The 14,954-nt window shown below is 72.9% G+C and carries 1 protein-coding gene; it reads right to left on the reverse strand.

The genetic code is table 11. The annotated features are described in order from the left end of the window. Nucleotides 1-25: 25 nt before the first annotated feature. Complete coding sequence (locus EST54_RS09135) at nt 26-14,911, reverse strand: type I polyketide synthase (protein ID WP_129246886.1); 14,886 nt, start codon at nt 14,909-14,911, stop codon at nt 26-28. Between the last annotated feature and the right edge of the window lie 43 nt (nt 14,912-14,954).

Consider the following 14,954-nt stretch of genomic DNA (forward strand, 5'->3'; position numbering starts at 1 on the left):
TCAGCGTGTACGGCCGCTCAGCGCGTCATGATCCGCCGAGTTCGTTCTCGATGAAGTCGAACAGCTCGTCGTCCGACGCCTGGTCCAGCCGGTTCTCCAGTTCGGCGTCCGGGTCCCCGGGGAGGCTGTCGAGCCGGTCCATGAGGCCCTGGAGCCGGCTGCGCAGCGCTGCCCTGGCGGCGGTGTCGTCCATGAGCCGCTCGGCCTGTGCCTCCCACGCGTCGAGCGGACCGGACACGGCGCCGCCGTCGGCCGACTGCTGTTCCACCGCGGCTGCCAGCCTGCCGAGCAGGTGGTCGGCCAGTCCGCCCGGTTCCGGGTAGTCGAACAGCAGGGTCGCGGGCAGCCTGGTCCCGGTCACAGTGGTGAGGCGGTTGCGCAGCTCGACGGCGGTCAGCGAGTCGAAGCCCAACTCCAGGAAGCCGCGTTCGGGATCGATCGCGTCGGCCGAGGTGTGGCCCAGGACCAGCGCGGCCTGCCCCAGGACGGCATCGAGCACCGCCTGGCGCCGGTCCCGCTCCGGCAGCCCGGCGAGGCGGGTGCCGAGCTGTCCGGCTTCGGCGACGGCCGCGGGGGCCGGCCGGCCCGCCGGAGGCCGCGGCGCGGTCAGCGACCGCAGCAGCGGGGGCACCTCACCGGCCGCGCTCTGCAGCGCCGCCAGATCGAGCTTGGCGGGGACGAGGAACGCCTCCTTGGTGGCGAGCGCGGCATCGAACAGCGCGAGCGCCTGCTCCGACGGCATGGGGCGCACCCCGCCCCGGGCCATCCGGTGCAGGTCGGTCTCGTCCAGCTTGGTGGTCATCCCGCTGCGTTCGGCCCACAGTCCCCAGGCGAGGGAGACGGCCGGCCGGCCCGCTGCCCGGCGGGCGTGCGCGAACGCGTCGAGGAACGCGTTGGCCGCCGCGTAGTTGCCCTGCCCGACCCCGCCGAAGGTCCCGGCGAGCGAGGAGAACAGGACGAACGCCGTCAGGTCGAGGTCACGGGTCAGCTCGTCGAGGTGGAGTACGGCGTCCGCCTTGGCCCGCAGCACGGTGTCCATGCGGTCGGGCGTCAGGGAGCCGATCACCCCGTCGTCGAGGACGCCCGCGGTATGGACCACCGCGGTGAGCGGACGTTCGGCGGATACCGACGCCAGCAGCCGGGCGGTGTCGTCCCGGTCGGCGAGGTCGCAGGCGGCGATCTCGACCTCCGCGCCCAGTTCGCGCAGCTCCTTCTCCAGTTCGGGCATCCCGTCCGCGGTCCGCCCACGACGGCTGGCGAGCAGCAGGCCGCGCACGCCGTGGGCCGTCACCAGATGACGGGCGACGAGCCGGCCGAGCATGCCGCCGGCCCCGGTGATCAGCACCGTGCCGTCGGTGCCGAGGCCCCGGAAGGGCTCGGCGGCGCGGGCCCGTACCAGGCGCGGCACCCGGGCGGCGCCGTCGCGCAGCGCGATCTCGGGTTCGCCGGTCGCCAGGGCGGCCGGCAGCGCGGCCGCGGAGCGTGCCGTGCCGTCGTGGTCGAGCAGGCCGAAGCGGCCCGGGTTCTCGGCCTTGGCGGTGCGCAGGAGGCCCCAGGCGGCGGAGTGCGGCAGTCCGGAGACCGTCGCGCCGGCCCGTTCGGCCACGGCGTCACGGGTGCACAGGACCAGCCGCGAGGCGCTGAACCGCTCGTCGCTCAGCCAGGCCTGGGCCAGGTCCAGTGCGTGGTGCACGGCCCGGCGGGTGGCCTCGGCCGGGTCGCCGTCGGTCGGCGGGCAGCCGACGAGGACCGTTGCGGGCACCTCGGCCCCGGCGTCGACGGCCGCGGCCAGCGCGGACAGCTCCGCGTACCGGGCACCGTGCCCCTCGGGCACCTCCGGCACCCCGTCCGTGCCGAGGACCGCATACTGCTCGGCCGGCGGGCCACTCAGCGGCAGGTCCGCCCAGTCCATCCGGTACAGGTCGGCCGGCTTCGGTCCGGCGGCGGCCAGTTGTGCGGGGTCGACCGGCCGCAGGACGAGCGCCGGTATCGCGGCGAGCGGGGCGCCGGACGCGTCCGCCAGCTGCACGGCGTAGGTGTCGTCGGCCTGTCGGACGAGACGGACCCGCAGGGTGTCCGGGTGTGCGGCCGGTGCCGCGGTGACCGCCCGGAAGCTGAAGGGCAGCACGGCCCGTTCGGTGCCGGGGGCGGCCAGGGCGACGGTGTGCAGGGCGGCGTCCAGCAGCGCCGGATGCAGCACGAAGCCGGTGTCGCGGTACTGCTCGGGCAGGGTGACCTCGGCGAACACCTCGTCGCCCAGGCGCCAGGCGGCCTCCAGACCGCGGAAGGCCGGCCCGTAGGCGAAGCCGTTCGCGGCGGTGCGCTCGTACAGGTCGGAGACGTCGACCGGCTCGGCGCCGGGCGGGGGCCAGGCGGTGAGGTCGGTGGGCGTCCCGGTCTCGGGGGTCCCGGTCTCGGGCGGGCCGTCGGCGAGGGTGCCCTCGGCGTGCCGGGTCCAGGGCTGTCCCTCGTCGTCCGGGCGGGTGGCGGGGCGCGAGTGCACGGACAGCGGGCGACGGCCAGACTCGTCCGGGTCCCCGACGGTGAGCTGGAGCTGCACCGTGCCGTCCTCCGGGACCACCAGCGGGGCCTGCAGGGTGAGTTCCTCCAGGTGGCCGGCGCCGGTCCGGGCGCAGGCCTGGAGCGCCAGTTCCAGGAATCCGGTGCCGGGGAAGAGCAGCGTGCCGTCCAGGGCATGGTCGGCCAGCCACGGCTGGCGGCCCGCCGAGAGCAGCCCGGTGAACAGGGCACCGCCGGAACCGGCGAGCGGCACGGCCGCGCCGAGCAGCGGATGGCCCGCGGCCTGCAGCCCCACGGCGGAGACGTCCGTCAGGTCCGTGCCGGCCTCCAGCCAGTACCGCTGCCGCTGGAAGGGGTAGGTCGGCAGCGGCACCCGCCGGGCACCCGAGGGCGCGAGGCAGCGGTCCCAGTCCGGGCCGTGGCCCCGCAGGTGCAGGTGGGCGAGCGCGGTGGTGAGCGACTCGGCTTCGTCGGTGTCCCGGCGCAGCACCGCACCGAGGGAAATCCCGTCCGTGGTCAGGCACTCGTCCGCCATGGCGGTAAGCACCCCGGACCCGAGGTCGAGAAGTGTCCGCGCGCCCAGCTCTTCCAGCGTCCGGGCCCCCTCGTGGAACCGGACCGCCTGCCGTACGTGCCGCACCCAGTAGGCGGGGCTGCACAGCTCCTCGGCCGTGGCCGGGCGCCCGGTGACGTTCGACACGACGGGTGTGGTGGGCGGCTGGTAGTCCAACTCTGCTGCCACGGCGGCGAATTCGTCGAGCATCGCGTCCATGTGGGCGGAGTGGAAGGCATGGCTGACCCGCAGCCGCTTGGTGCGGTGGCCGGCGGCGGCCAGGTGACCTTCGAGCTCAGCGACGGCGTCCTCGTCGCCGCTGAGGACGACGGCGGCCGGCCCGTTGACCGCCGCGAGCGCGACCCGGTCCTCGTACGGTGCGAGCAGCGGCAGTACGTCCTCCTCGGCCGCCTGGACGGACACCATGGCGCCGCCGGCGGGCAGGGCCTGCATCAGCCGACCGCGGGCGGCGACCAGGGCGCAGGCGTCCGTCAGGGAGAACACCCCGGCGACATGCGCGGCGGCCAGTTCACCGATCGAGTGGCCGAGCAGCAGGTCCGGGTGCACGCCGTAGCTTTCGAGCAGCCGGAACAGGGCGACTTCGAGGGCGAAGAGACCGGCCTGGGTGTAGACGGTCCGGTCGAGCAGCTCCGCCTCGGGCGTGCCGGGCTCGGCGAACAGCACCTCGCGCAGGGGGCGGTCGAGGTGGCCGTCGAGGTGGGCGCAGACCGCGTCCAGGGCGTCGGCGAAGGCATCGTGGGTCGCGTAGAGGCTCCGTCCGGTCCCGGCGCGCTGCGATCCCTGCCCCGGGAAGAGGAAGGCCAGCTTTCCGCCGCGCGCGCGGTCCACGGCGACCCGCGGGTGCTCCCGGCCCTCGGCGAACGCCAGGAGGACCTCGGTCAGTTCATCGGTGTTCCGGCCGAGGAGGGCGGCCCGGTCCTCGAACGCGGTGCGCGAGGTGGCCAGGGACAGCGCGACATCGGCGGGCGCGAGTTCGGGGTGGCGGGCCAGGTGTTCGGCCAGCCGCCGGCCCTGGGCCCGCAGGGCCGTGGCGCCCCGCGCGGACAGCAGCCAGGGGACGACGGCCGCCGGGGCGTCGGGGGTCTCCGGCAGGCTGCCCTGCGGTGTGGCGCCGGGCTCGACGGCCACCGGCTCGGGCTCCTCCAGGATCACATGGGCGTTGGTCCCGCTGATGCCGAAGGCGGAGACGCCGGCCCGGCGCGGGCCGTCGCCCGGTGTCCACTCCTGCGGCTCGCTCAGCAGCCGTACGTTCCCCGCCGACCAGTCGATGTGCGGCGACGGCCGCGCGGCGTGGAGGGTGCGCGGCAGCACACCGTGCCGCATCGCCTGCACCATCTTGATGACTCCGGCGACACCGGCCGCGGCCTGCGTGTGGCCGATGTTGGACTTGATCGAGCCGAGCCACAAGGGGCGTTCCGCGGGCCGTTCCTGGCCGTAGGTGGCAAGGAGCGCCTGGGCCTCGATCGGGTCACCGAGCTGGGTGCCGGTCCCGTGCGCCTCGACGGCGTCGATGTCCCCGGCAGCCAGCCCGGCGTTGGCCAACGCCTGGCGGATGACCCGCTGTTGGGACGGCCCGTTGGGTGCCGTCAGGCCGTTGGAGGCACCGTCCTGGTTGACGGCCGTGCCCTTGACGACGGCCAGTACCGGGTGTCCGCGCCGACGGGCCTCGGACAGCCGCTCCAGCAGGACGACACCGACGCCCTCGGCCCACCCGGCGCCGTCGGCATCCGCCGAGAACGCCTTGCAGCGGCCGTCGGGAGCGAGCGCCCGTTGCCTGCTGAATTCGATGAACGTCTGCGGGGTGGAGATCACGGTCACACCCGCGGCCAGCGCCAGCGTGCATTCGCCGGACCGCAGGGCCTGGGTCGCCAGATGCAGGGCGACGAGCGACGACGAACATGCGGTGTCCACCGTGACGGCCGGCCCCTCCAGACCGAAGGTGTAGGCGATCCGGCCGGAGGCGACGCTGCTCGCGCTGCCCGTCGCCAAGTATCCCTCCATGCCCTCCGGGGCGGTGTGCGCACGGGAGCCGTAGTCGTTGTAGTTCGAACCGACGAAGACGCCGGCCGCCGTGCCGCGGAGCACCTCCGGGTCGATGCCGGCCCGTTCGATCGCTTCCCAGGAGGTCTCCAGGAGGAGCCGCTGCTGCGGGTCGATCGCGACGGCCTCACGCGGTGAGATCCCGAAGAACGCCGGGTCGAAGTGGTCGGCGTCGTAGAGGAACCCGCCGTCGCGGGCGTAGAAGGTGCCCGGCTTGTCGGGGTCCGGGTCGTAGAGCCGCTCGATGTCCCAGCCCCGGTTGGTGGGGAAACCCGAGACGGCGTCGGTGCCCCCGTCGAGCAGCCGCCACAGCTCCTCGGGCGAGTCGGCCTGCCCCGGGTAGCGGCAGCTCATCCCGACGATGACGACCGGATCGTCGTCGACCGGAACGGCAGGTGCGGCCGCCTCCGCGCGCTCCGGCACCGCGCCGAAGAGGCCGTCGTGCAGGAACGAGGTGAGCGCGGTCGCCGTCGGGTGGTCGAACACCAGGGTGACCGGCAGCCGCAGACCCGTCGCCTCGGCGAGCCGGTTGCGCAGCTCGACGGCGGTCAGCGAGTCATAGCCCAGGTCGCGGAACGCCCGGTCGGCGGGGATCGCGTCGGGCCGGTCGTAGCCGAGGACGGCGGCGGCCGCGGCCCGTACGTCGTCCAGCAGCGCGGCACGCCGCTCTGCCGGTGCGCGTTCCCGCAGCCGCGCGACGAGCGGCGCGGCGTCGCCGCGCGCCGCGGCCTCGTCCGCACCCGCCCCAGCCGACGCCTGGACCTCGGGCAGTTCACTCACCGCGGCGACCTGCCGGGCCGTGGCCTTGTGCCAGTCGACGTCCGCGACGACCAGGAACGTCTCGTCCTCGTCCAGGGCCGTTTGCAAGGCGGAGACGGCCAGGTCGGGATCCATCGGCGGCACTCCGTCGCGGCGCAGCCGCTCCGCCAGTTCCTCGCCCACCAGACCGCCGCCGCCCCAGGCTCCCCAGGCGATCGAGGTCGCGGGCAGTCCCTCGGCGCGGCGCTGCAGGGCGAGCGCGTCCAGGCAGGCGTTCGCCGCCGCATAGCTGCCCTGGCCGGGACCACCGAGCGTGCCCGCCATGGAGGAGAACAGGATGAACGCCGAGAGGTCCAGATGCCGGGTCGCCTCGTGAAGGGCGAACGCGGCGCCCGCCTTGGGCTCCCACACGGTCCCGGCGCGGTCCGCGGTGAGCTGGTCGATCACCCCGTCGTCGAGGACTCCCGCCGTATGCACCACCGCCGTCAGCGGCTGCTCCTGCGGCAGGCTCGCGACGAGTGCCGCCACCGCCTCCCGGTCACCGACATCACAGGCCCGCACGGTCGCCCGCGCGCCGAGCCCGGCCAGCTCCTCGACGAGTTCGGCGGCACCCGGCGCCTCGGGGCCCCGGCGGCTGACGAGTACGAGATGCTCCGCACCGTTGCGGGCGAGCCAGCGGGCGAGATGCCCGCCCAACGCGCCCGTACCACCGGTGACCAGGACGGTGCCGCGCGGCCGCCAGCCCTCACCGGCCGGCCGGTCACCCGGGAGCGACCGCACCATCCGGCGGGTGAAGACACCGGAACCGCGCAGCGCCACCTGGTCCTCGCCGCGGGTCCGCGCCAGCAGGGCGACCAGCCGGCGCCCGGCCCGCTCGTCCACCTCACCCGGCAGATCGACGAGCCCGCCCCACCGCTGCGGATATTCGAAGGCGGCGATACGGCCCAGCCCCCACGCCATCGCCTGCGTCGGGTGAGCAACGGCATCGGCGCGGTTGACCGACACCGCACCCCGGGTCGCACACCACAGCGGAGCGTCGATCCCGGCATCACCGAGCGCCTGGAGCAGCGACGTCATCAGGACCAGCCCGGCCGGCAGGCTCTGGGGGGCGGTCCACGGCTGCTCGTCCAGGGCCACCAGGGACAGCACCCCGGCAATCGCCCCGGCCGCCGTCCCCGCCTCGTCCCGCAGGCGGCCCGCGAGCCGTTCCCGGTCGGCGTCCTCCGTGCCGACGATCAGGGTCCGGATGTCCACGTCGCCCGACCGGAGCGCGCCGACGACACCCTCGACCACCGGGGCGTCCTGGTGGCCCTCCGGTACGACCACCAACCACGTACCGTCCAAGCCGGTGCGCTCGGGCTCGGGTTGGGGCCGCCAGACGATCCGGTAGCGCCAGCCGTCGACCGTGCTGCGCCGCTGCCGCTGCTGGTGCCACAGCGAGAGCGCGGGCAGCACCTCGCGCAGCGCACCGTCGTCGGACAGCCCGAGCGTCTCGGCGAGCGTGTCCGCGTCCCCGCGCTCGATGGTCTCCCAGAATCCGGCATCGACGACTCCCGAAGCACCCGACCCGGCTGCGGGCTTGGGCGATTCGAGCCAGTAGCGGCGGTGCTGGAAGGCGTACGTGGGCAGGTCCACGAGCCGCGGACCTGCGGCGGCGAAGGCCGGGGACCAGTCCACCTCCACCCCGTGTACGTACAGCTCACCGAGGGAGGCGTAGAGCCGCGACAGACCACCGTCGTCACGACGCAACGTGCCCGACACCACGGCATCCGCGCCCGCCGCCTCGGCCGTCTCCTGCACCGGCATCGTCAGCACGGGATGTGGGCTGACCTCCACAAACACCCGATGATCCGCAGCCAGCAGCGCACGCACCGCAGGCTCCAACCGCACCGTCTGCCGCAGATTGGTGAACCAGTACCCGGCATCCATCTCCGCCGTGTCCAGCCACTCCCCCGTCACCGTCGAAAAGAACGGCACGGACGACGTCCGGGGGGCGACCGGCGCCAAGACCTCCAGCAACTCCTCGCGAATCGACTCCACATGAGCCGAGTGCGAGGCGTAATCCACCTCGATGCGACGCGCACGCACCTCGCGCTCCTTGCACCCGTCCATCAGCTCGTCGAGCGCATCCGCATCGCCGGAGACCACCACGGACGACGGGCCGTTGACCGCCGCCACCGAAATCCGACCGCCCCAGGGCTCGATCAGGTCCGATACGTCGGACGAGGGCAGGGCCACCGACACCATTCCGCCACGACCCGACAGCGCACGGATCGCCTTACTCCGCAGCGCCACCACCCGGGCGCCATCCTCCAAGCTCAGGGCACCTGCGACGCAGGCCGCGGCGATCTCCCCCTGACTGTGACCGACGACCACCGCGGGCTCCACACCATGGGCGCGCCACACCTCCGCCAGCGACACCATCACGGCCCACAACACCGGCTGCACCACATCCACCCGGTCCAGACCCGGCACGCCCTCATCCCCACGCAACACCCCAGTCAGCGACCAATCGACAAACGGCTCCAACGCCGCCTCACACTCCGCCAACCGACCCGCAAACACCGACGAGGAATCCAACAACTCCACCGCCATACCGACCCACTGCGACCCCTGACCCGGGAAGACGAACACCGTCCTGCCCGGGTCACCCACCGCAGTCGTGGGGCTCAACTGCCTCAGCTTTTCGGCCAGTTCATCAATCTCCGAGCCCACGACGACCGCCCGGTGCTCGAACGACGACCGCGAAGCCACCAACGACCAACCCACATCAGCCGGCGACCAGTCGGCGTCCGTCACCCGCGACGCCAACCGCTCCGCCTGCGCCACCAACGCGTCGGCGGAACGCCCGGACACCACCCACGGCACGAGCACGCCGCCCGAGGCCGAAGCCGAAGCCGACGGAACAGGCTCCCCTTCCTCAGCCATCGTCGCCTGCTCGGACTCCTCCGCCTGCTCGACGATCACATGCGCATTGGTCCCGCTCACGCCGAACGAGGAGATGCCGGCACGGCGCGGACGGTCCTCTACAGCCGTCCACGGCCGAGCCTCGGTCAGCAGCTCCACCGCGCCCGACGACCACTCCACATGCGGCGACGGTTCGTCGGCGTGGAGCGTCGCCGGCAGCTCGCCGTGGCGTAGCGCCTGCACCATCTTGATGATCCCGGCCATGCCGGAAGCGGCCTGGCTGTGTCCGATGTTCGACTTGACCGAGCCGAGCCACAGCGGCCGGTCCGCGGCACGCTCCTGCCCGTACGTGGCGAGCAGCGCCTGCGCCTCGATCGGATCGCCCAACGACGTGCCCGTACCGTGCGCCTCCACCGCATCCACCTCACCGGCCGACAGACCGGCATTGGCCAGCGCGGCCCGGATGACCCGCTGCTGGGAGAGGCCGTTGGGAGCGGTGAGGCCGTTGGACGCACCGTCCTGGTTGACCGCCGTCCCGCGGACGACCGCCAGCACCCGGTGGCCGTTGCGGCGGGCGTCCGAGAGGCGTTCCACCAGCAGTACGCCGACGCCCTCGGCCATGCCCATACCGTCGGCCGACGCCGAGAACGGCTTGCACCGCCCGTCCCGCGCCAGCCCCCGCTGCCGGCTGAAGCCCACGAGGCCGATCGGTTCGCTCATCACCGCTGCGGCTCCGGCGATCGCCAGGGAGCACTCCCCGGAGCGAAGTGCCTGCACTGCCAGATGCAGCGACACCAGTGAGGACGAACAGCCCGTGTCCAGCGTGACCGCGGGGCCTTCCAGTCCGAGCGTGTAGGAGATGCGGCCGGAGGCAATGCTCGTCACCGTTCCGGTGATGAGGTGCCCCTCCAGTCCTTCGGGGGCTTCGCCCGTGCCGTACCCCTGGTAGGCGGCTCCGAAGAAGACGCCGGTCGGGGTGCCGCGCAGGGTTCGGGGGTCGATGCCGCCGCGCTCGATCGCCTCCCAGGAGGTCTCCAGGAGGAGCCGCTGCTGCGGGTCCATGGCGAGGGCCTCGCGCGGCGAGATCCCGAAGAACTCGGGGTCGAAGTCACCGGCCGCGTCGAGGAATCCGCCCTCGCGGACGTAGCAGGTACCTGTGCGGTCCGGGTCCGGGTCGTAGAGCCCGTCGAGGTCCCAGCCTCGGTCGGCGGGGAACTCCGAGATCGCGTCCGTCCGTTCCCGCACCAGCTGCCACAGGTCCTCGGGCGACTGCACGCCTCCGGGGTAGCGGCAGGCCATGGACACGATCGCGATGGCGTCGTCCTCGGCCGGGGCGGCGGGGGCCACGGTTTCCGGGGCGGCGGCCGGTACGGACAGGGCGCCGCTCGCACCGACCAGGGTGGTCTCCAGATGCCCGGCGAGCGACTTCACGGTCGGATGGTCGAAGACCACGGTGGCGGGGAGCTTCAGTCCGGTGGCCGCGTTGAGCCGATTGCGCAGCTCCACCGCGGTGAGGGAGTCGAAGCCCAGCTCGCGGAAGGCGCGGCCGACCTCGACCTCCGAGGTGTCCGAGTACCCGAGTACGGCCGCGACCTGCTTGCGTACGAGGTCGGCGAGCTGCCGCTCACGTTCGGCCGGAGCCAGCCCGGCGAGCTGGGTGCGGAGCGACTCGGCGGTGCTTTCGGCGGCGTCCGTGTCGGCCTCGTCGGCCTCCAGTGCCCGCAGTACCTCGGGGACCTCGTGCAGCAGCGGGCGGCGGTGCGCGGCGGTGAAGACGGGGACGAAGCGTTCCCAGTCGATGTCGGCCACGGCGAGGAAGGTCTCATCGTGATCGAGCGCCTGCTGGAGTCCCAGTACGGCCAGGTGCGCAGGCATGAACGGAATGCCGCGCCAGCGCAGCTGTTCCTGGACCACATCGACGGCCATCCCGCCGCCTTCCGGGCTCCAGATACCCCAGGCGATCGAGGTACCCGTCAGGCCGCGGGCGCGCCGGTGTGCGGCGAGCGCGTCGACGTAGGAGTTCGACGCCGCGTACGCACCGTGGTCTCCACTGCCCCAGGTTCCGGCGACGGACGAGTACAGCACGAAGGCATCGAGTCCGTCGCGGTCGAAGAGTGCGTCGAGGTTGCGGGCACCGAGCAGCTTGGCGCGGGCCCCCTCGGCGAACTCCTGCAGCGTGGTGTCGGCGAGCGGCACGAGCAGGCCGACGCCGGCGGTGTGCACGACGGAGCGGATGGCCGGGCCGTCCGACTCGACCTGGGCGACCAGCTCGGCCAGCGCATCGGCGTCCGTCACATCGCAGGCGGCGATGGTGACGCGGGCGCCCAACTCGGCGAGTTCGTCCCGCAGTTCGGCCGCGCCCGGCGCGTCCGGGCCACGCCGGCTGGTCAGCACCAGATGCTCGGCGCCGCTACGGGCGAGCAGCCGGGCGGTGTGCGCACCGAGACCACCGGTACCGCCGGTGACCAGGGCAGCTCCGCTGGTACGCCAGGGGGTGGCCGGCTCGCCACCGTCCAGTGGGGCGCGGGTCAGCCGGCGAGTGAGGAGCGCGGAACCGCGGAGGGCAAGCTGGTCCTCCTCCCCACCCGCCGCGAGGACACCGGACAGCAGGGCCGCACCACGGTCGTCCAATGCGGCGGGCAGATCGACGAGTCCGCCCCACTGCTTGGGGTGCTCCAGGGCGAACACCCGGGCCAGGCCCCAGACGGCGGCCTGGAGCGGGTGCCGGACCGCGTCGTCGGAGGAACCGGTGGCGGCGGACTCGGTCGTGAGCAGCCACAGCGGGGCCTCGACGTCGACGTCGAGGAGCGCCTGCATCAGGGCCACGGACTGCACCAGTCCAACGGTGACTTCGGGGAACTCGGTCAGCGGCCGCTCGTCCAGGGCGAGGAAGGAAAGGACGCCGCTGGGGGCGCCGGTCGTCAGGGAGTGTCGCAGCTGGTCGGCCACGCCTCCGCGGTCGGTGGTCGAGTCCTCAAGAACGAGGAGTACGGTCTCGGCGCCGTTGTCCCCGATGCTCTGGAGAGTGGCGCGTACGAGGTCGTTGTCCAGGTAGTCGGCGGGGACCACGACGAGCCAGGGTCCCGCCAACTTGGCTTGTTCGGGCTCGGGTTGGGGCCGCCAGGCGATCCGGTAGCGCCAGCCGTCGACCGTGCTCCGCTGCTGCCGACCCTGCCGCCACGACGACAGCGCCGGCAACACCTCACGCAACGCCCCCGCATCCGCCAGCCCCAACGTCGCCGCCAGACCCTCCAGATCCTCCCGCTCCACCGTCTCCCAGAACCGCACATCCACCGGATCAACCACACCGGCCACCGACGACTGACCCGACTCCAGCCAGTAGCGGCGGTGCTGGAAGGCATACGTAGGCAGGTCCACGAGCCGCGGACCTGCGGCGGCGAAGGCCGGGGACCAGTCCACCTCCACCCCGTGTACGTACAGCTCACCGAGGGAGGCGTAGAGCCGCGACAGACCACCATCGTCACGACGCAACGTGCCGGTCACCACGGCATCCGCGCCCGCCGCCTCGGCCGTCTCCTGCACCGGCATCGTCAGCACGGGATGTGGGCTGACCTCCACAAACACCCGGTGATCCGCAGCCAGCAGCGCACGCACCGCAGGCTCCAACCGCACCGTCTGCCGCAGATTCGTAAACCAGTACCCGGCATCCATCTCCGCCGTGTCCAGCCACTCCCCCGTCACCGTCGAAAAGAACGGCACGGACGACGTCCGGGGAGCGACCGGCGCCAAAACCTCAAGCAACTCCTCGCGAATCGACTCCACATGAGCGGAATGCGAGGCGTAATCCACCTCGATGCGACGCGCACGGACCTCGCGCTCCTTGCACCCGCCCATCAGCTCATCCAGCGCATCCGCATCGCCCGAGACCACCACGGACGACGGGCCATTGACCGCCGCAACCGAAACCCGACCACCCCAGGGCTCGATCAGATCCGACACCTCGGACGAGGACAGCGCCACCGACACCATCCCACCACGACCCGACAGCGCACGGATCGCCTTGCTGCGCAGGGCAACCACCCGGGCGCCATCCTCCAAGCTCAACGCCCCGGCCACACACGCCGCGGCAATCTCCCCCTGGCTGTGGCCGACGACCGCCGCAGGCTCTACGCCATGGGCCCGCCACACCTCCGCCAGCGACACCATCACCGCCCACAACACCGGCTGCACCACATCCACCCGGTCCAGACCCGGCGCACCCTCAACCCCCCGCAACACCCCAGTCAGCGACCAATCGACAAACGGCTCCAACGCCGCCTCACACTCCGCCAACCGACCCGCAAACACCGGCGAAGAATCCAACAACTCCACCGCCATACCGACCCACTGCGACCCCTGACCCGGGAAGACGAACACCACATCGGCGTCCCCCTCCAGGGCGTCCGCGTCGCCCACCACCGCACCGGCGGGGGTCTCGCCCTCCGCCACGGCGCGCAGTCCGGCGACCAGTGCGTCCTGGTCGGTGCCCACCACCACGGCTCGATGCTCAAGTGCCGCGCGCGAGGCCACCAGCGCATGCCCGGTGTCCACCGGCGACCGGCCGGCGGTCTCCGCCCACGACGCCAGTCGCTCTGCCTGCGCACGCAAGGCCGTCGCGGAGCGTCCGGAAACCACCCAGGGCAGCGCGGCGGGCGCGGCCCGCTGTACGGGGGCGGCCGCTGCGAGCTGCTCGTCGGCGGATTCGTCGGCAGGTTCCTCGACCGGTGCCTGTTCGAGCAGGACATGGGCGTTGGTGCCGCTGCCGCCGAAGGACGACACACCGGCCCGCCTGGGCGCGTCGGTCTCGGGCCAGGCGGTCTCGTCGGTGAGCAGCCGGACGTTCCCCGTCGACCAGTCCACATGCGGTGAGGGCGCGTCGACGTGGAGCGTCGGGGGCAGTACGCCATGGCGTATCGCCTGCACCGTCTTCATCACTCCGGCGATGCCGGAGGCGGCCTGTGCATGTCCGATGTTCGACTTGAACGAGCCGAGCCACAGCGGCCGGTCCGCGTCGCGGTCCTTGCCGTACGTGGCGAGCAGCGCCTGGGCCTCGATGGGGTCGCCGAGCGTGGTGCCCGTACCGTGTGCCTCCACCGCGTCCACCTCACCGGCGGACAGACCGGCATTGGCCAGCGCGGCCCGGATGACCCGCTGCTGGGAGGGACCGTTCGGCGCGGTCAGACCGTTCGAGGCACCGTCCTGGTTGGTGGCGCTGCCGCGGATGACCGCGAGTACCGGATGGCCGTTGCGGCGGGCCTCCGACAGGCGCTCCAGCAGCAGGACGCCGACGCCTTCGCCCCATGCGGTGCCGTCGGCGGCCGCGGCGAACGGCTTGCACCGGCCGTCTCGCGCGAGCCCCCGCTGCCGGCTGAACTCCACGAAGTTCCGTGCCGAGGACATCACGGTCGCTCCGCACGCGAGCGCCATCTCGCACTCGCCGTGCCGCAGCGCCTGGACGGCCAGATGGAGGGCGACCAGCGAGGACGAGCACATGGTGTCGACGGTGACGGCCGGCCCCTCCAGCCCGAAGCTGTAGGCGAGCCGTCCGGAGAGCACGGCCGCCGAACCTCCGGTCAGCAGATGGCCCTCGACGCCCTCCGGGGCGGTGTTCCCGTCGGCGGCAGCGGCGTAGCCCTGGTTGCTGGACCCGACGAAGACGCCGGCTGCGCTGCCGCGTACCGATGTCGGGTCGATGCCCGCACGCTCGAAGGCCTCCCAGGAGGTCTCCAGGAGGAGCCGCTGCTGCGGGTCCATGGCCAGGGCCTCGCGCGGGGAGATCTCGAAGAAGCCGGCGTCGAACTCCGGGGCGTCGTAGAGGAAGCCGCCCTGGCGGACATAGCTGCTGCCCGCGCGGTCGGGGTCCGGGTCGTAGAGCTTGTCCACGTCCCAGCCGCGGTCGGTCGGCATGGGCCCGATGGCGTCGGTGCCCTCGGCCACCATCCGCCACAGCTCTTCGGGGGAGGCCACTCCTCCCGGAAGGCGGCAGGCCATCGCGACGATCGCAATGGGATCGTGCTCTCGCGACTCCACCTCCTGCAGCCTGCGGCGGGTCTGCCGCAGGTCCGTGGTGACCCGCTTGAGGTAGTCGCGGAGCTTGTCCTCGTTGTCCATGTAGCGTCAGCCCTTCAAGAAACCGGCGGTCGGTGTACGTTCC

This window comes from Streptomyces sioyaensis, from assembly GCF_004122735.1.
GTDB lineage: Bacteria > Actinomycetota > Actinomycetes > Streptomycetales > Streptomycetaceae > Streptomyces > Streptomyces sioyaensis.